This window comes from Chitinophaga terrae (ex Kim and Jung 2007) (genome assembly GCF_900107795.1).
GTDB lineage: Bacteria > Bacteroidota > Bacteroidia > Chitinophagales > Chitinophagaceae > Chitinophaga > Chitinophaga terrae.
Map to the genome: position 1 here is coordinate 35912 of NZ_FNRL01000030.1, position 23448 is coordinate 59359.

The 23448-nt window shown below is 47.3% G+C and carries 19 protein-coding genes; 8 read left to right on the top strand and 11 right to left on the bottom strand.

What is annotated here, in order from left to right:
• Window positions 1-5 precede the first annotated feature (5 nt).
• From BLV62_RS23640 to BLV62_RS23660, 5 genes are all read left to right on the top strand, one after another.
• On the top strand, window positions 6-1439 hold the full coding sequence (locus BLV62_RS23640; RefSeq protein WP_089764908.1) for a SusD/RagB family nutrient-binding outer membrane lipoprotein: 1434 nt from the start codon (window positions 6-8) through the stop codon (window positions 1437-1439).
• A 26-nt stretch (window positions 1440-1465) separates the two neighbouring features.
• Window positions 1466-2146, top strand: a complete 681-nt coding sequence (locus BLV62_RS23645) for a DUF5689 domain-containing protein (protein ID WP_089764909.1) — start codon at window positions 1466-1468, stop codon at window positions 2144-2146.
• A 7-nt stretch (window positions 2147-2153) separates the two neighbouring features.
• Window positions 2154-3158 (top strand): metallophosphoesterase family protein, encoded by a 1005-nt coding sequence (locus BLV62_RS23650; RefSeq protein ID WP_089764911.1) that lies wholly within the window; start codon window positions 2154-2156, stop codon window positions 3156-3158.
• 278 nt (window positions 3159-3436) lie between these two features.
• The gene (locus tag BLV62_RS23655) at window positions 3437-3646 is read left to right on the top strand and encodes a hypothetical protein (protein WP_089764913.1); all 210 of its coding nucleotides are present in this window, start codon (window positions 3437-3439) and stop codon (window positions 3644-3646) included.
• A 135-nt stretch (window positions 3647-3781) separates the two neighbouring features.
• The gene (locus tag BLV62_RS23660; RefSeq protein ID WP_089764914.1) at window positions 3782-4264 is read left to right on the top strand and encodes a hypothetical protein; all 483 of its coding nucleotides are present in this window, start codon (window positions 3782-3784) and stop codon (window positions 4262-4264) included.
• Window positions 4265-4560: 296 nt separating this feature from the next.
• On the opposite strand, the gene BLV62_RS23665 is transcribed toward BLV62_RS23660, so the two are convergent.
• From BLV62_RS23665 to eat, 5 genes are read right to left on the bottom strand one after another with little or no spacing between them, the layout of a single operon-like run.
• Window positions 4561-5937, bottom strand: a complete 1377-nt coding sequence (locus tag BLV62_RS23665; RefSeq protein ID WP_089764916.1) for an aldehyde dehydrogenase family protein — start codon at window positions 5935-5937, stop codon at window positions 4561-4563.
• Complete coding sequence (locus tag BLV62_RS23670; RefSeq protein WP_089764918.1) at window positions 5924-6646, bottom strand: gamma-glutamyl-gamma-aminobutyrate hydrolase family protein; 723 nt, start codon at window positions 6644-6646, stop codon at window positions 5924-5926. The genes BLV62_RS23665 and BLV62_RS23670 overlap by 14 nt, the downstream gene beginning before the upstream one ends.
• 12 nt (window positions 6647-6658) lie before the next feature.
• Window positions 6659-7795 (bottom strand): iron-containing alcohol dehydrogenase, encoded by a 1137-nt coding sequence (locus BLV62_RS23675; protein ID WP_089764920.1) that lies wholly within the window; start codon window positions 7793-7795, stop codon window positions 6659-6661.
• 3 nt (window positions 7796-7798) lie between these two features.
• Window positions 7799-9157, bottom strand: a complete 1359-nt coding sequence (locus BLV62_RS23680) for a glutamine synthetase family protein (RefSeq protein WP_089764921.1) — start codon at window positions 9155-9157, stop codon at window positions 7799-7801.
• Window positions 9154-10452 carry an ethanolamine permease gene (gene eat, locus BLV62_RS23685; protein WP_258522448.1) on the bottom strand — a complete coding sequence of 433 codons (1299 nt, stop codon included), beginning with the start codon at window positions 10450-10452 and terminating at the stop codon, window positions 9154-9156. Before eat ends, BLV62_RS23680 begins: the two co-directional genes overlap by 4 nt.
• A 141-nt stretch (window positions 10453-10593) precedes the next feature.
• Between eat and BLV62_RS23690 the strand changes: the two genes are divergently transcribed.
• The gene (locus BLV62_RS23690) at window positions 10594-12333 is read left to right on the top strand and encodes a glycoside hydrolase family 9 protein (RefSeq protein ID WP_089764924.1); all 1740 of its coding nucleotides are present in this window, start codon (window positions 10594-10596) and stop codon (window positions 12331-12333) included.
• 37 nt (window positions 12334-12370) lie between these two features.
• On the opposite strand, the gene BLV62_RS23695 is transcribed toward BLV62_RS23690, so the two are convergent.
• From BLV62_RS23695 to BLV62_RS23710, 4 genes are all read right to left on the bottom strand, one after another.
• Entirely contained in the window at window positions 12371-13999 is a 1629-nt protein-coding gene (locus BLV62_RS23695; protein WP_089764926.1) for a RagB/SusD family nutrient uptake outer membrane protein, read from the bottom strand.
• Window positions 14000-14022: 23 nt separating this feature from the next.
• Window positions 14023-17307: a SusC/RagA family TonB-linked outer membrane protein gene (locus BLV62_RS23700; RefSeq protein ID WP_089764962.1), complete on the bottom strand. Its 3285-nt coding sequence runs from the start codon at window positions 17305-17307 to the stop codon at window positions 14023-14025.
• A gap of 243 nt (window positions 17308-17550) precedes the next feature.
• The gene (locus tag BLV62_RS23705; protein WP_089764928.1) at window positions 17551-18717 is read right to left on the bottom strand and encodes a FecR domain-containing protein; all 1167 of its coding nucleotides are present in this window, start codon (window positions 18715-18717) and stop codon (window positions 17551-17553) included.
• Between the two features lie 107 nt (window positions 18718-18824).
• Window positions 18825-19424 carry an RNA polymerase sigma factor gene (locus BLV62_RS23710; RefSeq protein ID WP_139170373.1) on the bottom strand — a complete coding sequence of 200 codons (600 nt, stop codon included), beginning with the start codon at window positions 19422-19424 and terminating at the stop codon, window positions 18825-18827.
• A 236-nt stretch (window positions 19425-19660) separates the two neighbouring features.
• On the opposite strand from BLV62_RS23710, the gene BLV62_RS23715 reads away from it, so the two are divergent.
• On the top strand, window positions 19661-20152 hold the full coding sequence (locus tag BLV62_RS23715) for a DUF4240 domain-containing protein (RefSeq protein WP_089764931.1): 492 nt from the start codon (window positions 19661-19663) through the stop codon (window positions 20150-20152).
• A gap of 35 nt (window positions 20153-20187) precedes the next feature.
• Window positions 20188-20886, top strand: coding sequence for a membrane or secreted protein (locus tag BLV62_RS23720; protein ID WP_139170374.1), 699 nt, complete (start codon window positions 20188-20190; stop codon window positions 20884-20886).
• Window positions 20887-20979: 93 nt separating this feature from the next.
• Here BLV62_RS23720 and BLV62_RS23725 read toward each other — a convergent pair whose 3' ends face one another.
• A complete protein-coding gene (locus tag BLV62_RS23725) occupies window positions 20980-22908 on the bottom strand; it encodes a gamma-glutamyltransferase family protein (protein ID WP_089764934.1) in 1929 nt (642 codons plus the stop codon).
• 27 nt (window positions 22909-22935) lie between these two features.
• Window positions 22936-23442, bottom strand: a complete 507-nt coding sequence (locus BLV62_RS23730) for a DinB family protein (protein WP_089764936.1) — start codon at window positions 23440-23442, stop codon at window positions 22936-22938.
• Window positions 23443-23448 lie beyond the last annotated feature (6 nt).

Below are 23448 nucleotides of genomic sequence, written 5' to 3' on the forward strand. Positions count from 1 at the left end.
TAGTTATGAGAAGAATATACTTCATCCTGATATTAATAGTTGCTTGCACAACAGCTTGTCTTAAAAGCCTTGATGATTACAGGATTGATCCGGAGGCTGTTAATGGCGCACAACCTTCATCCTTCCTGTCAAATACTTTATACACCCTAACAACAACGGTTATACGTGCAGGCCATACTACCAATAACCAACTGATGCAGGTAGCTGCAACGAAGAACAATGGCAACGGGCCAGACCGGTACCGTATACTGCCCTCTGTATTTACAGTATTCTGGAATCCTTTATACAAACAGCTTCGCAACATTGAGACGATGCTGGACCTGGCGCAGAAAAGAAATGATGTAAATTATGAAGCGATTGCCTATACCCTTAAAGCATGGGCAGGATCAATACTGACCGATACCCATGGTGATATTCCTTTCAGTAATGCATTGCTGGGCGCAGAACAGAACACCACGCCGGTATTTGATACCCAGCAGCAGGTTTATGATTCATTGCTTGTATATCTTGAAAGGGCCAACACATTATATAATGTCAATAAAGTATTGAGTGGGGAAGACCTGTTATTCAATGCCAACCAGAATGTAGCAAATGTGCTGAAGTGGAAGAAGTTCACCAATGCTTTGCATCTTCGTTTGCTGATGCGTATCGCGCATAAATCGACCGTGTATGCCGATCAGCTGAAAGCCATGCTGGCAGATCCGGGAAAGTACCCGCTCATGAACAGCGTATCTGACGGCGCTTCCCTGTACTATACCAACATAATTCCTTTCCAGAATCCATATTACAGCACCAGGGATTTCGATTTCAACGGAAGCGACAACTATGCCAAGTTCTTTATAGACTACCTCAAAGAAGTGCAGGACCCGAGGTTGCCGGTTTGGGCAACAAAAACCGGCAGTACTTACAGCGGTATACCAACAGGATTTCCATTATCGCAGCAAGACGCCATATCGGGTACCGTATTCTCAACTTACCAGTTGGGGCTTAAAACATCGAGCTACCTCGGCAGCATCCTGCAATATGCCGAGCAGGAATTCCTCCTGGCCGAAGCTTGTCTGAATGGCTATATGGCCGATGATGCGAAGAAGCATTACAACAATGGCATTGCCGCTTCCTGCAGCTACTGGGGAGTTACAAGCATTCCTGACGCTTTCCTGTCGCATCCGAAAGTTGCTTATAACGGGACAATGGAACAGATTATTACGCAGAAGTATTTTGCGCTGTTCGAGAATGGCTTCGAGCAGTGGTTTGAATACCGCCGCACAGGCTTCCCGGTACTCAATAAAGGCGAGGAAATGTATAACGATGGGGTGATGCCTTCGAGGTTGTGTTACCCTAATACGGAACTTACTTTTAACAGGGCCAATTACCTGGATGTGGTAAAACGGATAGGAAAAGACGATATCAATACAAAAGTCTGGTGGCAACAACGATAATTCAGTATTCAATTAAACAGCAATTTATGCTCCGCAATATTTATATACTTATTTGCCTGTTCATATTAGTTGCATCCTGCAAAAAGGATACGTATACTGCTGATCCTTATTCTTTGTGGGAAGTACGATACCAATATAAAGGCGCTGATGCGCAGCTGCCTCCCAGCCTCATCTGGGGAGTGGTAACAAATGATCACAGCAACGGCAATACGCCGTCGAATTACGTAACTGTACAATTTGCCGACAGGGCCATTGTATTATTGGTTGATGATGCGAAATCTTTCCAGCTGGGAGATTCTATTAAAGTAAATGTAACGGGGCATACCATAACAAGAGACAATGGCACATTAGCTATAAAGGATGTGAAAGCCGATTCAATACAGGTACTGGCGAAGAATAAAGGCGCCAAAGCAAATACGAATGCCCTGCCTGTACTGAAAAACAACGGAACCGACTTCGATTGCTCGCTTGTAACCATTAAAGGAAATGTAAAAGTGAAACCTGGCGATAATGCTGCATATAGGGGCGATCATTACCTGGTAAGCGGTTCTGATACTATTATATTGCATACAGAGCCAAATGCCAGCTTTGCAAATAATTTGCTGCCTGCAAGCGGAACATTCACCGGCAACTTTTATTTGCGTACCAATGGAGCGGGCCAGCTGGCGCCCCAGTTATGGATCAGAAAGTTAAACGATGTAAAATAAATAAACCATGAAAAGAAGGAATTTTATCAGGAACACTTCCGTGTCGTTATTGGCAGCGCTTAATGCGCCACAGCTTTCAAGCGCTGTTGGCCATGCAAGCAACAGGAAAAGTACCTTTACGCCTATACGATTCGGCATTATCAGCGACCTGCATCAGGATTTTAGCTTTGATGCACCGGCCAGGCTGGAGGCTTTTATCAGCGATATGCAGAAATGGAAGCCTGATATGATCATTCAACTGGGAGATTTTTGTCAACCTAAAAAGGAGAATGATGTAATCATGGATATCTGGAACCGGTTTGCCGGCCCTGCTTATCATGTAGTTGGCAACCATGAAACCGATGCAGGTTTTACGCCTGCAGATGCGGCCAGGTACTGGAAAATGCCTAACAGCTATTACTCCTTCGATTTGAAAGGATATCATTTTGTTGTGTTGGATGGGAATGATCATAACCCGGCTCATCAGCCTAAACTAAAGTATGAGCATTATATCGGGGAGGAACAAATGCAATGGCTGGCGGCGGATCTTGATAAAACCGGGTTGCCTGTTATTATATTTTGTCACCAGGGATTTGATAATGACGGAGGCGTAGATAATGCTGCACAAGTGAGGTTATTGATAGAACATGCCAACAGGAAGAGCGGCTTCCGCAAAGTACAGATGGCATTTTCGGGTCATTTTCACCAGGATTACTACAATGTTATAAACGGGGTGCATCATGTTCAGATCAACAGCGCTACCTATTATTGGAGAGGAACTAAGTATGTTGATGAACCATTTGGACCAGCCCTGCACAAACAATATCCTTTACTGAAGTATATGTCTTATTACCGTGATCCGTTATGGGCAAGGGTTGAAATAGGCGGCGACGGCACTGTCAGGATAATGGGAAGAAGCAGCAGCTTCATGTATAAGACGCCGCAGCAATTGGGGATACCGGTGAATGACTGGACTTATCCGGCGGTTTCTCAGATATCAGATAGAACATTTAAGCTGAACAAGCAGCTGTAAATAAATGGGGTGTTCAAGGAACACCCTATTTATTTTTAAATATTTGTGCCTTCATTTTCGCATAGTCAGTTAGTCAACATTTTTTTACACACCCTGGCTAGCCGACCGCCTGAAAATCAATAACCTACCTGTCTTGCCATTAAAATTCGAATTTCCCTATTCCAAAACTGGCATTTTTTGATTAACTTGTTAACAGGGAAAAAGCATAGTAAAAAATGATTGGATAAGCAGACTGGCAGCGAGTTTACTATATAGTTAACCTACAAAATATTTCAGTTATGCAGGAAATCATCGTAACAGTAGAAGGTAAGGATTATACCATTCAAACACAGCAGTCCAATCTCCAACAGCTTTACATAGTAAAAGCCTGCGATGCCGATACAGTATATTGTGTATCTGACGATGGGGAAATAAAACCCAGGGATATTTCAAATCCTCCTGAGAAATTGCTGAAGATTGGAAGTGCGATCAAAAGTTATTTTGCCTAAAATTTTTTAATACTAAAATAATTAGTATTTTTGTCGCAGACATATTATAAAAGCCTCTGAGGCTCGCTATTTCTGCATTTGGCGTTTCTTGGGGGCTTTTTAATAAATTGTTTTGCTAATTAATTTAGTATTGTTATGCATAACCCCCTCGCTATTTTATCCGAAGACTTGTTGGATGCATTGCTGCTGCATGGGCATAAATATTTTGTGCGACAAAGTTATCCCAGGGGTCTCGATCATTTTGACGGGACATTAAAAGAAGCCTTTTTATTTAGCGCCTACAAGGAGCTGCAGCCTGCCGAAAAACATTACCTGCACCTCGCGTCCGATCCACGCCGGCATATTTACTACATAGGGCAGGAAGGAGATATCAAGAGAATGAGGATCGCTGCCAGCCAACCGGCCGGTTACAGGGCATATAGCGATAAACTGGCTACCCGTGAATGGGAACCCGCTAATATCCTTAAGAGTAAGGTCAAGAATAGCAATATTAAATGGAGGTCGAAAGACGCCCCGGTGGATGCGCAGCTTTTCTTAGAATATGGTGAACTCATGCTGAGCCTTTCCAACGGCAAACAGGTACTCAAGATCAAGTTGAGTGAAGTGGAAAGATTGTAAAGCGTAATCGCCAAACAGGTGTTCCTGTTTCGTTAAAGCTTTGCGGTGTTATTGCCCTGGCGTGAATAGGTTGGTCCGCCAGGCTTCTCATGCAAACATGCGGGCAGTTTCGTCAAAGCGATTGTGTTTGCTATGTGTTGATGAATTGTCTACCAGCTTCTCATGTCAACATGCGTGTAGTTTTCATTGAAACAACTGTGTTTACTGCGGCATTGATGATTAACTTGCCGGGTTTAGTATACAAACATGCCTGTAGTTTCATTGAAGCATTACATCGTTAGCGCCACACCAACCCATTACGCCTCCGGCGACTTCATCTGCCACGCCCTGGGCCGCGTAAAAGTCCGGAATCCCAGGTGCGAAAGCGTTGCACCGCCATAACCTGAATGTTTCCTGCCACTCCACGGAAGCCCCGGCGTTAGCCGGTCGCAGCAGTTCCAGTAACTGGTGCCGCTGTTAATACGCGACAGAACCTTTTCTGCACGTTCCTTTGATTTGCTGTATACGCCCGCCGTCAGACCATATTCGGTATCCGCCATTAACTGGGAGGCTTCATTGTCGTCTTTCACTTTCATAATGCCAATGACAGGACCGAAGCTCTCTTCCGTCATTACCGCCATTCGGTGATTCACCTCTGTAAGCACTGTAGGTTCAAAATAATTACCGGTATGCGAAATGATCTTGCCTCCCAGGCGCAGCGTAGCGCCTTTGCTGAGCGCATCCTCGACCTGCGATTGCAGTACCTGCAATTGGCTTCGCCGCGTGATAGCGCCAAAATAAACGCCTTCCTCCGTCGGGTAACCCAGCTTCCATGATTTCACAGTAGCCAGGAACGATTCCAGGAACGCATCATAGATATTTTCATGCACATACACCCTCTCTACAGCGCAGCAACTCTGCCCATTATTATAAAACGCGCCATCCGCCACAGCCGCCGCCACTTTCGGGATATCGTCTATATCATCCATCACATATACCGGGTCTTTGCCGCCAAGTTCCAGTTGGCAAGGCGCCATTCTCTCCGTCACTTTTTTCAATACCGCTTTACCCGTTTTATAAGAGCCGGTGAAACAGTAACCGTCAAATGGCAACTCCGTCATTTTCTCGCCGGTTGCCCTGCCTCCCAATATTAACCTGAACCCATGATTGCCCACACCCGCATAATACATTAACCTGTCAATCTCCATACCCGTTAACAAGGCGTATTCCGACGGCTTGTAAAGCACGGAGTTGCCTGCCAGCAACGCAGTGACAAACGCATTCACCCCAACAAGATAAGGGTAGTTCCAGGCCGAGATCACGCATACTACGCCTATAGGCTCATACGTGATCTTTTCATAAAGGGTATCGGAATGTGTGATAAGCTCGTCTGACAGGTATTTCTCTGCATTATCGGTCAGCCATTTAACGCGACCGATAGCGCCGTTGATCTCGTTGTACGATTGCCAGGTTGGCTTGCCTATTTCTTCTGTAAGCACGGCGGCGATCTTGTCTTTCCGTTTTTCCATCTGCTCTCCGAACTTCTGCATCAATGCAATACGTTCAGAAAGCGGGGTGGCCTTCCATTGCTGGTGTTGCGCCACGATCACGTCATACTCTGCCTGCAGGTCAATGAACCTGTCTTCGCCTATTGTTTTAATATATCCTCCGGTAGCTGGGTTAAAGATCTGCATACTTATGGGTTCTGACTGCGTTAATAAATGCTGATTTGATATTACGGGAGAAAGGACTTTCCTCTTTCCTTTTCATCCGCTCGGGGTGCCATTGTACGGCCAGCATAAAGGCTTTGTTGGTTTTATCCTTATACTCGATCCCTTCAATGATGCCATCGGTATCGGAATAGGCGCTGATCATGATATTGTCTCCCAGCATGTCGGGCCTGATAGCCTGGTGATGCGCGCTGTTCACGATTCCCCGATCCACTTCAGTAATACTATGTAAAAGCGTATCAGGTACTATAGTGATCCGGTGTTCTTTATCAACGGTGGCCCTTTTATGAATGCCGTTAGATAGTTCGCCTATATCTTCAAAGACTTTTCCTCCTTCCAGGATATTGATATATTGAAGTCCCCGGCAAATGCCCAGTACCGGCAGGCGATGTGATTTTGCATATTCATAGATGAGCTTTTCAAACTGGTCCCTCTCCGGTAGAAAAGCAGTAGGACGATATGCATACTCCATGTCGCCTCCATAAAGGGATGGCTGCACATCTATGCCGCCTGTTAGAACAAACCCTTCACATTTGCTGATATCTTCCGTATTATTCTTTATAAATGAAAGAATGATTATTTCCAGGTCATCTCCCAGGTCCTGGGCGGTGAACCATTGTTCATAATTCTGGAAATTGGCTTCTGTATAACTGATGCCGATTTTCTTTTTCATGGTCTTATACTGTTATAAAGCGGTTTCATACAGTGCCCGGAAATGGTCCCTGCTCACCGGTTTGGGGTTGTTGGGGTGAGCGAAATCTGCATATGCCAGGTCTGCCAGCGTATCCAGGTGTTCCGGCTGTACGCCGATGTCTTTTAACCTGTGAGGAATACCGATCTTGCTGTTCAGGTCAAATAAATACTGTACCACTGCTTCTCCCGTTTCTTCTTTCAGTTCCAGCGTTCTGGCTATTCTCCTGAATTTGTCTTCAAACCCTTCTATATTAAACTGCATGCCGTAAGGAATATTAACGGCATTGGCTAAACCGTGATGGGTGTCGAGCAGGGACGATAACGGATGCGCCAGTGAATGCACCACTCCCAGGCCTTTCTGGAATGCTATGGCCCCCATCATGGAAGCCATCAGCATTTTGCTGCGGCTTTCGATGGTTGGCTGGTTCGTAGCTTCCACGATCGCATCTTTGATCAGCGACATGCCTTCCAGCGCAATACCATCGCAAAGCGGGTGAGGATTCTTGGCCAGGAATGCTTCCATGTTGTGGGTCAGTGCATCCATGCCTGTAGCCGCCGTAATAAAAGGAGGAAGTTCCATGGTGAGCATCGGATCAGCAAACACGATGCTGGCCATCAGTTTGGGAGAGAATAATATTTTCTTCTGATGAGTGACATCGTCGGCAATAATAGCGCTTCGTCCAACTTCACTGCCTGTACCTGAGGTTGTAGGAACGGTAATGAATGGAGGTACATCATTGGTTACATAAACATCGCCGCCTACCAGGTCGTCGTATTTGAAGAGATCTTCCCTGTGGTTTACCCGTAAGGCAATGGCCCTGGCCACATCTATCGCCGCGCCGCCGCCTATGCCAATGATACTGTCACGGCCGGTATCATCCCATTGTTCACATCCTTTGTATACATCGCTTTTAACAGGATTTTTGTGAATGTCTGAAAACACGGCTACAGAAATATTTTTCTTCTCCAGGTCATCAACGATGGCTTTAAAGAAAGGAAGGGTAGCTACTGTAGGGTCTGTCACTATCAGCGGTTTTTGCAGTCCCTTCTGTTGCAGATAAGCCGGTAACTCGTTAATGGCGCCAACGCCAAAACGGATAGTGGTCGGAAAATTATACTGGAATACCATAGATCAGATGATTTCAAAATATCTTTTAAGTTCCCAATCGGTTACTGCTTTTGCATACTGTCGCCATTCCCATTCTCTTGTTTGAGTGAAGTGCGTCACAAATGCTTCTCCGAAAAGCTCTTTGGCCAGGCCGGATGTTTTCATTTGCTGCGTGGCGGCTTGCAAGGTTTGCGGCAACACGCCGTTGGAAGTGTCTTTATAGCCGTTTCCTATTGTATGTGCTTTATCGAGTGGCATTTTATTCTTCACTCCATATAATCCCGCTGCCAGGCAGGCTGCCATAGCAAGATAAGGATTGGTATCCGAGCCCACAACCCTTGTTTCCAGGCGGGTAGCTTTGCTGCCGCAGGGCAACGAGCGGAGGGCAACTGTGCGGTTGTCTATCCCCCAGGTGAGGTTAGTAGGCGCCCAGGCTCCTTCTACCAGTCGTTTATAACTATTGACGGTAGGCGCGATCATAGGCAGGATATGAGGAAGACAATATAACTGACCTGCTATATAGCTTCTCATTACTTCGCTCATTGTATGCGGATCGTCAGCCGAATAGAACAGGTTATGTTCTGAATTTTTATCCCATAAACTCTGGTGTACATGGCCGCTGCAACCCGGGAGATTTTCGCTTATCTTAGCCATGAAAGTGGCCATGATGCCATGTTTATAAGCAATCTCCTTTACCGCCGTTTTAAACAGGAGCGCCTGGTCGGCCGCCTGCAATATACCCGCGTATTTGATCGCCGCTTCATACACGCCCGGACCTGTTTCTGTATGCAACCCTTCTACCGGTATATCAAATTTTACCAGCCATTCGAACAGGTTGCTCATAAACTCATTTTTTAACGCGCTGCGAAGAATGGAATATCCAAACATCCCGGGAGTAATGGGAGCAAGGTCCCTGTAGTTTTTCTGCTGTGCAGAATCCGGCGTTTCAGTGAAATTGAACCATTCGAACTCCTGTGAAAAATAAGGCGTATACCCGCTGTCTGTTGCCTCGGCAATCACTTTCTTGAGGAGCTGCCGCGGACAGGCATGAACAGGTTCGTCTTTCTCTGTTACAAATTCTCCCAGAAAGAACGGCAGGTCGTTTTCCCAGGGGATCTTGCGGAAAGTGTTGAGGTCGATCCGTACCAATGCATCAGGGTAGCCGGTATGCCAGCCGGTGAAATCTACATTGTCATATACCACATCTCCCACATCCCAACCCAGCGTAACATCACAGAACCCAAGCCGGCCCTGAACTACCGACCTGAATTTTTCTGCAGAGATATATTTTCCTCTCAATACGCCATCAATATCTGCGATCGCAATTTTCACCTTCCCGGCAGGGTGATGCTGAACATACGATAAAATATCAGGATGATTCATACTTGGCCAGGTTTAATAATGAGATATAATAGAAAACTGATTAGTAGTATGGAGAAATAAATGATGCCTAAGTAAAGATTGAAGATAAACATCGCCACAATGGAAATGATCGCGATACCGAGTGCCAACAGGGGGAAAAGCGGGTATAGCGCCACCCTGAAAGGACGGTGCAGGCCGGGTTCTTTCTTTCTTAACAACAACAACGAGATCATGGAAAATATGTACAACGTGAGCGCCCCGAAAACAGACAGGATGATGATCTCCGCAGTTTTCCCGGACAACAGCGCCAGGATGCCTATAACCATGTTGGCGGCCAAAGCGTTGGCCGGCGTATGAAAGCGGGGAGAGATCCTGCCTAAAACAGCGGGCAGGTTTTGTACCCTTCCCATTTCATAGGTAGATCTGCCGGCGGCCAGTATAAGTCCGTGGAAGGATGCAACAAGCCCGAACAGGCCAACAGTGATCAACAGGTGATACATAGGATGATCCGGCCCTGTTACCCTGGCCAGGGCCAGTGGGAGGGGAGAGTCGGAAGTTTCGCCGCTGCTTCCGTTCTTGTATACGATGGTCTCCCATCCGGCTATCCCGGTTGCCGATACAAAGATCAGTATACATAATATGGCCAGCGTAAATATGGCCCATCCAAATCCTTTGCTGATGTCTTTCTGCGGGTTCTTTGTTTCTTCCGCCACATTGGCAATTCCTTCTATCCCTAAAAAGAACCAGATGGCAAAAGGAATAGCAGCAAAGGCCCCCTGCCAGCCGTTGGGTAATGCATGATGAGTAAGGTTCTCTGCTTTAAAGGAAGGAAGGGTGAGACCTGAAAACAACAGCAATTCCCCTACGGCCAGTATCGTTACGATCACTTCAAAACTGGCAGCGGCTTTTACGCCATAGATATTCAGTCCGGTAAAAATGAGATAGATAAAGATTGCGCTGCCCAGGATAGGCACCTGTGGCATGAATGCATTGAAATAAGCGCCAATTGCAAATGCAATGGCTGGAGGGGCAAGAATGAATTCCACTACCTGGGCAATACCGGCAATAAAGCCCCAGTTGCGACCCATTGCCTTGCCTGCATAATCGAACACGCCGCCTGCCTTGGGGATAGCGCAGGCCAGTTCTGCATAACTGAAAGTAAAGGTGATGTACATGATCATGATCACCAGCGTAGCAAGGGCCATACCTCCCGTACCACCCTTTTCCAAACCCAGATTCCATCCAAAATACATTCCTGAAATAACGTATCCTACTCCAAGTCCCCACAACATAAACGGAGTAAGTGTCTTCTTCAAGCTCTTGTTTTGTGTCATCTGAAAAGATCTAATGAGTGTTACCGTAATATAACATAAAAAAGTTGCTTTTAATAGTATCGCAGGTATTCTGTATCCACGAAAAAATGCGCTACCTTGTCCGATGGCTTTAAACAAACAGTTATGTCAATTTATCGACTCATCGCTTTTAGTTTATTTTACCTGTTAACCGCCAGTAGTAGAGCAAGCGCAGAGAGCGAGATTATGTTAAACCAGACGGGCTTTTATCCTTATGCCCCTAAATTCGCTGTGGTAGCGGGTCCTGTAACTGCTGCCAGTTTTTACCTGTTAAATGAAGCAAAGGATACCGTTTTTACAGGGAAGCTGGGAGCAGAACAACATTCTTCCAATTCAAACCTGGTTACCAGGCTGATTGATTTTTCAGCGTTCTCTGATACCGGTACTTACCGGCTCGCGGTGCCGGGCGCCGTTACCTCTTATCCTTTTTACATCAGGCCGGCTGTGATGAATGCTGTAGCTATTGCAGTGCTGAAAGGATACTATTACCAGCGGGCTTCCATGCCCCTGCTGCCCGCCTATGCAGGCAAATGGGCGCGTGCTGCCGGGCATCCGGATGCCGACGTGACCATCCATCCCAACGCTGCTGACCAGTTCAGGCCCGCCGGTACTAAAATCCCAACTCCTCTTGGCTGGTACGACGCCGGCGATTACAATAAATACATCGTCAACTCCGGTATCACCATGGGCACACTGTTAGGGGCCTACGAAGATTTTCCTGAATACTTTAACCATCTTTCTACTAATATTCCTGAAAGCGGCAACCAGGTTCCCGACCTGCTCAATGAAGCGATCTATAACCTGCGCTGGATGCTGACCATGCAGGATGCCAACGATGGAGGCGTATATCACAAATGCACCAACGCCGGTTTCGATAACATGGTAATGCCCGATAAAGCCAGGGCTACCCGTTACGTAGTACAAAAGAGCACGGCAGCAGCGCTCGATTTTGCCGCCGTTACTGCGCAGGCTTCCAGGGTATTGAAACCTTTTTTACCCGCCCTGGCCGACAGCTGCCTGAAGGCTTCCCGGAAAGCATGGAAATGGGCCGAAGGACATCCCGGGGTACCTTATAACCAGGATAGCATCAACAAGCTATACAGCCCCGCTATCTCTACCGGTACATATGGCGATAACCGCTTCCATGACGAATGGGTATGGGCTGCAGCCGAGCTTTATTCCACAACTGGAGATGCGGCATTCCTGCGGGCATTCGAAGCCTATTTACCCAATACCGTACAATTGCCTAACTGGGGCAACGTCGCTATGCTGGGCTATTATACCATGTTGCGCAAAGATCGGTCATCTTCTTTGTCGACCCGCCTGCAGGAAGATGTGTTAAAACTGGCCACGCATTACCTGGATTTTTACTCTGCTTTTCATACGGTAATGGGGCAGTCGGTGCGTGATTTTACCTGGGGAAGCAACGATGTGGCAGCGCACCAGGGGATGTTGCTGTTATTTGCTTACCGCCTCACCCGCGACAAACGGTATGTGAACAGGGCATTGGAAAACCTGGATTATATTTTAGGAAGAAATGCGACGGGATATTCGTTCGTAACAGGGTATGGAAGCAAAACACCTATGTTCCCTCATCACCGGCCATCGGCAGCCGACGGGATTGCCGAACCGGTTCCCGGCCTGGTGGCAGGGGGGCCTAACCCCGGGATGCAGGATAAATGCAAATATGAATTTACAGATCCTGAAAGAGCTTATACAGATCAAACGGCTTCTTATGCCTCTAATGAAATAGCCATTAACTGGAATGCGCCGTTGGTGTATTTGGCTAATGGAATAGAAGCGCTGCAACAAGAAGCAGGTTATGTGAAAACGCCCGTTAAGTAAATACTCAACGGGCGTTTGAAAGATTCACTATTCTAAACTATTTATTTATTCCGGTATCCCACCATAAGCGGGTGCCTCCTTCATCTTTATTTCCAAGCAATTTCACTCCCTCTGCCACCGTAGCCGGGTTGGTGCTGTATTCATTTTGCGGGAAAGGCAATCTCCTGATCTGGATCTTTGTATCGATAGTTCCGCCGCTCTTGTTCTCCACAACCGGGAACAGTTTAGGATAACCTGTTCTGCGGAACTCTGTCCATGCTTCCTGTCCTTCAGGGAACATTGCCAGCCATTTCTGGGTGATGATACGTTCCAGTTTTTCCGGTTCAGCCGCCGATTCAGACCATTTGATAGTGATGGTAGATACCTTTTTGATATCGTTAACCGAATTCCGCGGATCTTTATAATCAGCCATCACGCTGTCTTTATTCGACAGGTAATCGCCTATCGGCACCTGCCATTGATTCATGGAGGCGGTCACTCCCTGCTCGTATAAACTTTGCACTGATCCGCCGGCATTAGCCCATCCTTTTAACGCGGCTTCCGCTCTCAGGAAGTAAACTTCTGCTGCCGTCATCAACTGAACCGGTGAATTCAGGTTGAATGCAGTCTTGCTCAGGAAAGAGTATTTGCCATAGTTGTCTTTTGATACTGCACTGCCGATACGGATACCCAGGTACTGGCCTGCTGACTTGTCGTCGGTTGACTTGCTCATGTATTTGGCAATACGCGGGTCATTATATCCTGTGAGATAAGATTGCAGGCTGGCATTGATATGTATATCTTCCCAGATAGTGGAAATGAATACCAGCGGATTGGTGAATCCTTGTCCAACCTTTACATTCATATTATCTGCGTTATCAGTGATCACGCCGCCGTTGGCCGGATTCAGCGCAATTTCTGCTTCTGCCTTCGCTTTTTCCGGCGCTATATTCCTGATGTGCATCGCCAGGCGCAGGCGCAGCGAGTTACAGAATTTCAGCCATTGGGTAAAGTTGCCGTTGTATACTACGTCGAAATTGCCGAAGTTGAATGGCAGCGGTTTGGTATCTGCAATTTGCGCGCGCAGGTATTGCGCTGCGGTGTCCAGCTCCAGGAAGAAACGATTGTATATCTGCTCCTGGCTGTCGTAAGGCACGGTGGTTAAATTCAATCCTACCTTGCTGTAAGGGATAGGACCATAGATATCAGTAACCCGGCTCATACCGGCTACTTTCACTATCAATGCAACGCCCCATACGGCAGGAAAGGTTTTTTCTATTCCTGTTGCACGAAGTTTAAAAATAGGAGACATCACGCTGAGGTAACCCACTTTGAATGGCTCACCGTTCCATCCTGTTACCAGGCCGTAGTTAGTATTGTTAACGCCGCTGGCAAAGTTGGTAGCCGTCATAAAATAACCGCTGTAACAGTCGGCATTCAGGTTCTGCTGTAACTGGAAAGAGTTCGGATCGCCGCCCCCGGAGAAGTTGTAGATCGCCATCTGGGCAGATTTCAGATAGAGGCCCAGCCCATTGAAATCCGGGCCTAACTGATCTGAAGAAACACCTGTGTTGTTGGTGTTGTACAACTCGAAATTTTTAGTACAAGCGATTAGAGAAGCGGATAAGATACCGGTTGCGACAAGCGCCCGGACACTAAAACCACGAAGTATATTAGATAATTTCATTGTAATCAGTTTTCAGTGACAAATTAGAAGGAAGCATTCAGTGTTAAACCATAACTGCGTGTAGCAGGCGGCATGAAAATGTCTACACCGCTTAAACCATTGCCTGTCGACATAGTTTGCTCCGGATCAAATGGCGCTTTCTTAGACAGGTACAAGAGGTTGCGGCCAGCCAGTGAAAGCTTTAATGTTTTAAAGAATTTGTCTTTTATCGGGAACATATAACCGATTGCCGCTTCACGCAACCTGATAGTGGTAGCGTCGTACAGGTAAGCAGAAGAAACGCCTTCGCGGCCGCCTACCACCGAATACCATTTCTGTGCATCCACTACGCTGACAGGATTGTTGTTCTCATCCACGCCGTTTACTTTTACTCCGCCTGCATTACGGGCATCGGCAGAAGCCTGCGATACGCCATAGCTATCCATCATCGCCTGGGTGATAGAAACTACCTTGCCTCCGAACTTGCCGTCTAACAGGAAAGAGAAAGTGAAGTTCTTATAAGCGAAGTTGTTATTCCAACCTAACTGCCATCTTGTATTGGCGTTGCCTAAATAAACCATGTCTCCGCCTTGTTTTACCGGAGCTCCGTCTTTTATCAGCACTCTGCCCTGGTTATCTGTTGCCAGTACAGTACCATAGATGTCGCCGAACGAACCGCCCACTTTGAACTGGGAAGCGTAGTTAGCGCCTGACTGACCGCTGAGGGAGAAACGATCTACCTGGTCGCTCAATGATACGATAGTGTTCTTATTAGTGGCAAAGTTCAGACCTGTTGTCCAGCTAAGGTTCTTGTCTTTCAGTACATCATATCTCACCATGGCTTCCAGACCTTCGTTCTGGATATTACCGGCGTTGATGAAATAAGTGTTGTACAATGTTCCCTGCGGAGCCAGGATCTCCATGGTCTGGCCATGGGTATTGGTTTTATAATAAGTGAGGTCCACGTTTAACCTGCTCTGGAAGAAACGCCATTCGGTACCGAATTCCAGCGATTTTGTTTTTTCAGGTTTTAATAACTTGAATGGAATAGCGGTACTTACGATGATGTTTCCACCGGGGCCAATGGTGTTCTCAGCCGGGTTGCTCTGGTAAGGTAACGGAGAGTTTCCTACTTCGGCGTATGATCCGCGTACTTTGGCGAACGAGATGAAATCAGGCAGCTTGGCTACTTCGGTCAGTATCACGTTCAAGCCCGCAGACGGGTAGAAGTAAGACATGTTTGGCGTGAACGCCAGGGCAGAAGACCAGTCGTTGCGGGCTGTCAGATCCAGGAATAACCAGTTTTTGTAAGAGATATTCGCGCTGGCAAAAACAGATTGCCATTGCCCGTGTTTTTCAGGGCTGGTACCTGTATTATTGGCATTGATCTTTTGGAAGTTCTGCAGGGTGAAAACGTTCGGGATATATAATCCATCCTTGCCGGAGTTCATGAATATGCCCTGGGTTTTTATGTCCCTGATGCTACCGCCTATCAGGCCGGTGATCTGGAAATCTTTTACCGGTATGTTGAAGTTGGCGATCAGGTCACCGTATTGTTGTGTAACGGTATTGTTGCTGAAATTATAGACGCCATTCGGGGAAGAAACTGCATTCTGGGAACCTGCATAAACTTTCTGGTCGTAAGTATCGGTGATCCTGTCTATGCTTCCGCGGGCCTGTACATTGAACCATGAGTTTACATCGTATTTCAGGCTGGCGTTCAGCAATAACCGGTTACGGTCAAGCGAATTAGGGTTACGGTTGATGATCCACCAGGGGTTTTGCTGAACATCTTCATCAAATGCCCAGTTCTGGGTCATCAGGTAGTTCCTGCTCGGATCAGCCACTTCGAACTGGTTCTTATATACGCTGAGGTCTTTTCCTCGCGGGTACAGGTACAGACCAGTCAGTGGATTGAAATAGAACCCGGAGAGCGGCGTATTGTCAATTTTCTGGGTCATGTAGTTCACATCAGCGGAAGCTGTCAGCTTGTCGTTGAAGAGGTGACCTGTTTCTTTGAAGTTGATGTTATGTCTGCCCAGCTTATTTCCCGGCTCAATACCTCTTGCGCTGGTATTGGCATAAGAGAAATAGGTCTGTGCTTTTTCTGAACCGGCTGAAAGGCTGATGGCGTTGGTGAAATTGGTACCTGTCTGGAAGAAGGAAGAGAGGTTGTCGGTTCCTCCGCTGATCTTATCGCCCCAGCTGGTAGTGGATCCGGGGGCCGTTTGGCCGTAACTGTTCTGGAATTTTGGTTTATATGCCGCCTGGCTTACGTTGAAACCGGAAGAGAGGCTAACCAGTGTTTTGCCTGCTTTACCGGATTTGGTGGTAACGATGATCACGCCGTTAGCGCCCTGGCTGCCATAAAGAGCGGCGGCGGAAGCGCCTTTCAGTACTGAAATGCTTTCGATGTCTTCAGGGTTCAGGTTGGAGATCGGGTCGCCTCCGTCGTAAGCCGTACTACCGCCATAAACGCTGGTAGGCTGGTTGGTGAGGTTGTTGTTCATCGGAACTCCATCGATCACATACAATGCCTGGTTGCTGTTCATGCCGGATTTATTACCGCGCAGGATCACTTTAGCCGATCCGCCCACGCCGGAAGAGCTGGAGCTGATGGTCAGACCCGCTACTTTACCATTGAGGGTGTTAATAAGGTTCGGATCTTTTGCTTTAGTGATCTCTAAACCATCAACCTGCTGGGTAGCATAAGTAATTGTCTTTTCAGAGCGTTTGATACCCAGTGCTGTTACCACAACGGCGCCTAACTGGCTGTCTTGCGGGGCCAGGGAAACAGTGATGTTCTTATCGTTGCCTACTGTCACCTGTTTGCTTTCGTAACCTACCATGCTGATGACCAGCACATCGCCGGGGTTGGCGTTGATGGAGAAGTTTCCTTTCTCATCGGTAATGGTTCCTTTGCTGGTGCCTTTGATCTGTATAGATACGCCGGGAAGCAGCTCGCCAGCCGGGCTTTTAACCACGCCATGCACCGGGCTTACCTGCTGCAGGATATCAGTTGCAGAACTGGCAATCCCTTTAGGGCTGATAACAATGGTTTTATCAACAAAGGAATATTGAAATAATCTTTTATCCAGGCAGGCATTCAAAACGTCAGTCAGTTGCGCCTGGTGCATATTCAGATTTAACGGAGCGACTTGTTGCAGCAGTTTTTCATCGTAGATAAATTCATAACCGGTTTGACGATTGATTGCGTTGAATACGTCGTACAGCGGAAGGTTTTTACCCTTGATGCTAACGGTTTGTGAAAAAGTTTTAGCGCTCAGATTAAGAGTGAATACCAATGTCAGTATTGCAGTTAATCGCATAATCAGGAATAATTTTCTGTGCATACGCCCGCTTATACCACGGACTTTGCATGTACCGAGTAGTTCCATACATTTGTGTTGTTGGCTTAAAAAAATCAGTTTCTAACGAGTAAGGGAATTGAAATTGCCAGCATTCACCGGGGGCATTGCAGTGCTTCCGGTTTTTTTTGACAAGTGATGATAAGTTTAAGTTTCAATACTGTTCATATTCAAGTGATTAATTCATAAGTGGATTAATATTTACTAGTGACCTGCAGGGACGTGTGGCCTTACCAGGATTTTGTTTCCATTGAACTCGATGTCTATCAGCTTGGTGGCTGAAAGGATCTGTAATAATGATGATGCATTTTCTCTGCGTGAAATAAGTCCGGTGAACCGTTTGTCGGACAGATCGCCTTCGTAGGCCACATCTATGTTGTACCACCTGGAGATCTGCCGCATGATTGTATATATATTGGTGTTTCGGAACCTGAATTTGCCATCTTTCCAGGCAAGCGCTTGTTCCAGATCTGCTTTCTGAATATTGAAATTGTCGGAGCCCTGCAGCAGCGTACCGCCGTAGCCCGGCGCCAGCAGGCTTTTGGTATTTCCGTGTACCAGTTGTACAGCGCCCGATTCCAGGGTAGTTACCACTCCCTGTTCATCCGGGTAGGCCATGATATTGAAACTTGTTCCCAGTACATCTACCGACATATCGGAGTTGCCTTTTACCTTCACTTTAAAAGGCTGGCTGGCATTGGCCGCTACCTGGAAATAGCCTTCGCCGGTTAGCTCCACGCTTCTTTCCCCTTTATCGAAGGAGGTAGGGAAACGTATGCTGCTGGCGGCATTCAGCCAAACTTTGGTGCCATCTGCCAGGGTGAGCTGGTATTGACCACCCCGGGGAGTAACAACTGTATTGTATACCACCTGGTTATCCTGCCCGTTTGACTGGTAGGAGAGCCCTTCCTGGGTATTGACAATACTTGTACTCCCCTGTTGCGCCAATGACCCTTGAACACTGCTGTCGAGCGGGATTTTTCTGCCGTCGGCCAGCACCAGCATGGCTTTATCAGATCCTGGTTGAATATTAACCGCAACTTGCCTGGCAGGCTGGGAGGGCGATTTCCTGAGTAACAATGCTCCCCCGATAATAGCAATACCTGCTACCATGGCCGCTGCCATCTGCCATACCTTAAACGGGAACACCTTGCGGCGGGAGCTATTGAAAACTTCCTCCAGGATCGCTTCTCCATATTCTTCCTTCCATTTGCTTTCTACCGGGGGCGGTTGATATAATGTATTCAGTATATCGGCTTTCACCTCCGGCGCATAATCGTCTGACTCGATGAGCGAATGCAAGCGCAACAGCTCTTCATGGCTGATCTGACCAAGTTTGTATTTTTCGAGCAATTGCTGTAATTCATTCATAAGTTGATGCGTTTAGAAAGTCGGGCAGTTCTAAAGACGCGCAACTATTCCAAAAGGAGTATGCAGGTTAAAAAAAATTTAACTTTTTTTAAAGAATGGCTGCCAGCCTATCTTTTCAGGAGAAGAAGCAACAGGATAGTCAGGGGAATATCATTCTGGATACGCGCTTTTACGAAGGCGCGAATCGAATTTGTGGCGAGGCTGATCTGTTTTTTTACTGTATTGACCGAGATGTTAAGCTGGTTGGAGATCTCTTCATTGCTCCAGCCGGCATTTTTGGCCAGGTAAACCTTTTTTCTTTCGGGCGGGAGCTGTTCAACAGCCTTATTAACAATATCGGCGTATTCTTTTTGTAACAAAAGGTGATCTGTATCGTTCTGGGAATCGGGGAGATGCTTGAAATGGTAGTCCATAGCTTTCAGCCTGACCAGCTGCTTCTTGAACCCATCATATACGCGGTTACGGGTCAGGATAAAGAGGTAGTCGCGGAAGCTTTTAACGCCAGACATTTCTTCCCTCTTCAGCCAGATCTTTAAAAAGATCTCCTGGACAATTTCCCTTGCCGCCTGTTCGTCTTTTAAGTATAACAAGGCCGCATCAAAGACCTGCGGGCTGTAATAGTTAAAAAGTTGAGTGTAAGCAGCGGTATCGCCTTTGGCAACAAGTTGAAGCAGGAATGATTCGTCTGTTGGCATTTGATTCAGCAAAACCAGTAATTTAGACTCGAACAATTAAGGTGAATAAAAGTAAATTTAGGGGAGACAAAATTAATAATAAAATAAAATATCGCCGGGCCGGGATGGTTATATTGTATAGTAAGAAATAATTATGTAAGTTTATTTTCTATGCGCGACAGGCTTAGGATCGCTGGCACCATCACCATTTAATACGCATATCTGATGCGTTGCTGAAAAATATCTTCGTTACCAATAAATCCTGAATTATGAATGAATACCAGTTCTGGCAGGTCATTGAAGATGCCTGGGCCGCTTCTCCTGAATTGCTGAAGATGCGTAACGAGGTATTGAAAACAAATGATGCCGCTATTATCGAAGATCTGACGGGAAGCGTATATGGTCCTATTACCAATAATATCCGCGATATTTTGCTGACCCTCAGCAAAGAAGAGCTGACCCGGTTCAATCGCTGGATGGAACAAAAGCTTTACCAGATCGACAGGAAGGAGGTTCAGGCCTATACAGACGGGAGCGACGACGGGTTCCTCTATTGCCGCTGTTTTATTGTAGGCATGGGAAAAGATTATTATGAAAAGATCGACCAGGACCCTTCCCTGGCTACCTGCGACGCAGAAGCTGAAATTGTTGGATTTATTGGTTATGTTGTGTATGAAGAATTATTTAAAGAAGAATTTGAAAGATTTGCAGAACATTGCATAGAAAGTTGCTCCAACCGGGCTGGCTGGGCGGAGGCTTAAACCTGTATTCGAGTTATTACCTTAAAGCTTATGTTATGAAAACACTATCTGTAATGCTGGCGTTATGTTTTTCCCTGTTAGGAAAATTAACCGCCCAACAAGCCCCCATTGGCGCATGGAAGTCCACGAACGGCGATGTAACCAGCATTTTGCTCATCACTCCAACCTGGTTCACCGTTACAGATTACAAGGAAAAAGAATTCCTTTCCAGCTACGGCGGTACATGGAAAGGCGGCGAAAACGGAGAAGTGGCCATCACCATGTATTACAATACCAGTGATAAGTCACAGGTTGGCCAGACCTCTAAAGTGCCTGTCAGTATGGACAATGGGCGTTTAACTACCTCCGGGGGCGGCGTTTCCCAGGAATGGACAAAAATCGACGACGGCGAAGGACCACTTGCAGGCAACTGGCGTATCACGTCCCGGGAACAGGACGGTAAGATGAACTCCATTCCCCTGGCCGCCAGGAGAACGCTTAAAATCCTCACAGGCACCCGCTTTCAATGGGTTGCTATTAATACAGAAACCGGCGAGTTCTTCGGATCAGGAGGAGGTACGTATACTTTTAAAGACGGTACCTATACTGAGAAACTGGAATTCTTTTCCAGGGACAATTCCCGCGTTGGCGCATCATTGTCTTTTAAAGGCAAAGTGGAAGGCGATAACTGGGATCACTCAGGACTAAGTTCCAAAGGTGACCCGATCCACGAGATCTGGACCCGGACAGAATAGTTGCCGGCAAAACAATATAAATGGAAAAGGGGCGTAAGATCTTTCCTTACAGGAATACATCTTACGCCCCTTTCAGATATCTTAACCGGTTAACTACCAGCCAATGCCATAGTCTTCGCCATGGTTGCTGCTTCCGCCCCAGAGCGAACCATGGGCGCTGTCGATATAGATGGCGTTAATAGGCCCGCTTGTTCTTTCTCCAAAACTCAGATGGTAGCCCATCTGCTCCAATGCCTTCCGGGTTGCTTCAGGCGTATTTTTATTCAACAGGATCTCGCCAGGGTGAGGGGCCCTGTCTTTGATCGTAGAGCCGCCTAACGAAAGCCATAGTTGATTGGTATTGATATTGGAGGCTTCCGACGCCTGTTGTACGGTCATCCCGAATTCCACTACGTTCAGGAAGAACTGCAGCAGGTTCTGATCCTGCGTATCGCCTCCCTGTACGCCAAAACAGAGGTATGGTCTGCCATTTTTCAACGCCATGGAAGGAGTTAAGGTAACCCGCGGACGTTTGCCGGGAGCTATTACGTTAAAGGGGCAGATAGCCGAATCGAGCACAAAGCTCTGCGCCCGCTGGCTCATACCTACTCCTGTTTTTCCTGCTATGCAGGCAGGCAGCCATCCGCCGCTGGGGGTGATAGAAACCACCCAACCGTCTTTGTCTGCCGCTTCCACGCTGGTAGTGCCTCTCCACAAACGGTCCATATAAGCGCTGTCGGGGCCCTGGTAAGCGTAAAGCGCATCTGTATTACCAGTGTTCAGCAGGGTGGTGGCGTCGTGTTTCGGAACAAAGCCGCCGGGCTTACGCCCTGAAGTGGTATCGGCCAACTGCGCCCGCTCCTCCAGGAAATGGAGATATGGATTGGTTTTGCCGATGTACGGATACGGATCTCCGGGGCCGGTATTCGCATCGTTCATGGTAGTATTGATCTGCGCAGCCCTGGCCTTTGCATAGTCTTTATTTAACAGGCCTGCAATGGCGGGGTTCTTATTAAAAGCAGGATCGCCATAATAAAAATCCCTGTCGGCAAATGTCATATTCATGGTCTGGTACAGGGTATGGATATATTCTTTAGAGTTATACCCCATTTTCTTCAGATCAAAATTTTCCAGGATGTTCAGGCTTTGCAGCAGCATAGGCCCCTGGGTCCATTCCTGCAGCTTGTATACTTCAATGCCTTTATAGTTGGTGTGCAAAGGCGCTTCTTCAACAGGTTTCCAGCGGGCAAGATCTTCCAGGGTGATCAACCCTCCCTGTTCCTGGCATCCTCTCACAAATTCTTTTGCAATATCCCCTTTGTAAAAACGGTCATAAGCTGCCATGATAGCGGCTTTACGGCTTTTGCCCTGTTTCAGGGCGGCAGTTTCCGCTTCTACCATTTTGGTGAGTGTTGCCAGCAGGTCTTTCTGTACAAAGATCTCTCCTGCTTCGGGGGCCTCTCTTTTTTCGCCCGGGTGGGTAAGGAATACAGCTTTGCTGTACGGCCATTCCTTGATATATTTCTTTCCTCTTTCTATGCTGTTGGCAGTCTGGGCGTCGATCGGGTAACCAGCCGCCATTTCCATGGCCGGCGCCAGCACTTGTTTAAGGCTCATGGTGCCGTAGTTGGCCAGCATATAACATAAGCCGCCGGGTGTACCAGGCGTTACAGCCGCCAGCGGGCCATATTCCGGTGGGAAATCGTATCCTTTGCTTTTATAGTATTCAGGTGTTGCACCGGTAGGAGCTACGCCCAATGCGTTGATGGCGATCACTTTACCGGTTTTGGGATTGTAGATAAGCGCCTGGGTTTCGCCTCCCCAGCTTAATACATCCCACATAGTGCAGGTAGCGGCCAGCATGGCGCAGGCGGCATCTACGGCGTTCCCGTGTTGCTGGAAGATCATGGCGCCTGCCGTAGCAGCCAGCGGTTTGCCTGTAACGGCCATCCAGTTCCTGCCATGCAACGGCGGTTTCTGAGTTTGTTGTGCCTGCGCTGCGGAAACGGAGAGCAGCAGCGCAAAAAGGAGTAAGCGTTTCATATAGGCGAATGTAAAAAAAATCAGAACTTATCTTGTGGTGATCCCTGATTTTAATATCCTGACCGTTACCATCAACTGTCCGGTATGCCGCATAGTATGTTCAGCGGCGTGGAATAACAAACCTATTACCGTAGAAGGAAGTTGTTTCCTTCCCACTCCCCTGAAATCAGTTAAACTGTCTTCCGGGGTAACGATCAGCTGCATAAGCGCTGCATGCACCTGTTTGTTGAAATGATCCAGAAGTTCTTCCAATGATCCTGTTGGTTTTCCTTCTGCCGCCAGGTAATCGAACTGTCGCTGGGTTAACGGCTGACTGGTGGCATAGGTGAAGAGCCTGTCCAACACTCCGGCCATATGTTGCAGGTGAAAGCCCGGCGAGGCCGATCCTGCTGGTTGTTCCCAGAGAAGGGATTCCGGAAAGTCTTGCATTAATTCATTTACTTCCTGGTTTGCCTGCAATAAAGCATGGGCAACAGGTTGCAACAACGCCGGAACTCCTTCTACCGGTCCGGCCATCCAATACTCAGTGGCCATATTTAC

Coding starts and splice junctions, on each gene's coding strand:
- BLV62_RS23640 (WP_089764908.1), top strand. CDS start 6: ATGAGAAGAATATACTTCATCCTGATATTAATAGTTGCTTGCACAACA.
- BLV62_RS23645 (WP_089764909.1), top strand. CDS start 1,466: ATGCTCCGCAATATTTATATACTTATTTGCCTGTTCATATTAGTTGCA.
- BLV62_RS23650 (WP_089764911.1), top strand. CDS start 2,154: ATGAAAAGAAGGAATTTTATCAGGAACACTTCCGTGTCGTTATTGGCA.
- BLV62_RS23655 (WP_089764913.1), top strand. CDS start 3,437: ATGCAGGAAATCATCGTAACAGTAGAAGGTAAGGATTATACCATTCAA.
- BLV62_RS23660 (WP_089764914.1), top strand. CDS start 3,782: ATGCATAACCCCCTCGCTATTTTATCCGAAGACTTGTTGGATGCATTG.
- BLV62_RS23665 (WP_089764916.1), bottom strand. CDS start 5,937: ATGCAGATCTTTAACCCAGCTACCGGAGGATATATTAAAACAATAGGC.
- BLV62_RS23670 (WP_089764918.1), bottom strand. CDS start 6,646: ATGAAAAAGAAAATCGGCATCAGTTATACAGAAGCCAATTTCCAGAAT.
- BLV62_RS23675 (WP_089764920.1), bottom strand. CDS start 7,795: ATGGTATTCCAGTATAATTTTCCGACCACTATCCGTTTTGGCGTTGGC.
- BLV62_RS23680 (WP_089764921.1), bottom strand. CDS start 9,157: ATGAATCATCCTGATATTTTATCGTATGTTCAGCATCACCCTGCCGGG.
- BLV62_RS23690 (WP_089764924.1), top strand. CDS start 10,594: ATGTCAATTTATCGACTCATCGCTTTTAGTTTATTTTACCTGTTAACC.
- BLV62_RS23695 (WP_089764926.1), bottom strand. CDS start 13,999: ATGAAATTATCTAATATACTTCGTGGTTTTAGTGTCCGGGCGCTTGTC.
- BLV62_RS23700 (WP_089764962.1), bottom strand. CDS start 17,307: ATGCGATTAACTGCAATACTGACATTGGTATTCACTCTTAATCTGAGC.
- BLV62_RS23705 (WP_089764928.1), bottom strand. CDS start 18,717: ATGAATGAATTACAGCAATTGCTCGAAAAATACAAACTTGGTCAGATC.
- BLV62_RS23715 (WP_089764931.1), top strand. CDS start 19,661: ATGAATGAATACCAGTTCTGGCAGGTCATTGAAGATGCCTGGGCCGCT.
- BLV62_RS23720 (WP_139170374.1), top strand. CDS start 20,188: ATGAAAACACTATCTGTAATGCTGGCGTTATGTTTTTCCCTGTTAGGA.
- BLV62_RS23725 (WP_089764934.1), bottom strand. CDS start 22,908: ATGAAACGCTTACTCCTTTTTGCGCTGCTGCTCTCCGTTTCCGCAGCG.
- BLV62_RS23730 (WP_089764936.1), bottom strand. CDS start 23,442: ATGGCCACTGAGTATTGGATGGCCGGACCGGTAGAAGGAGTTCCGGCG.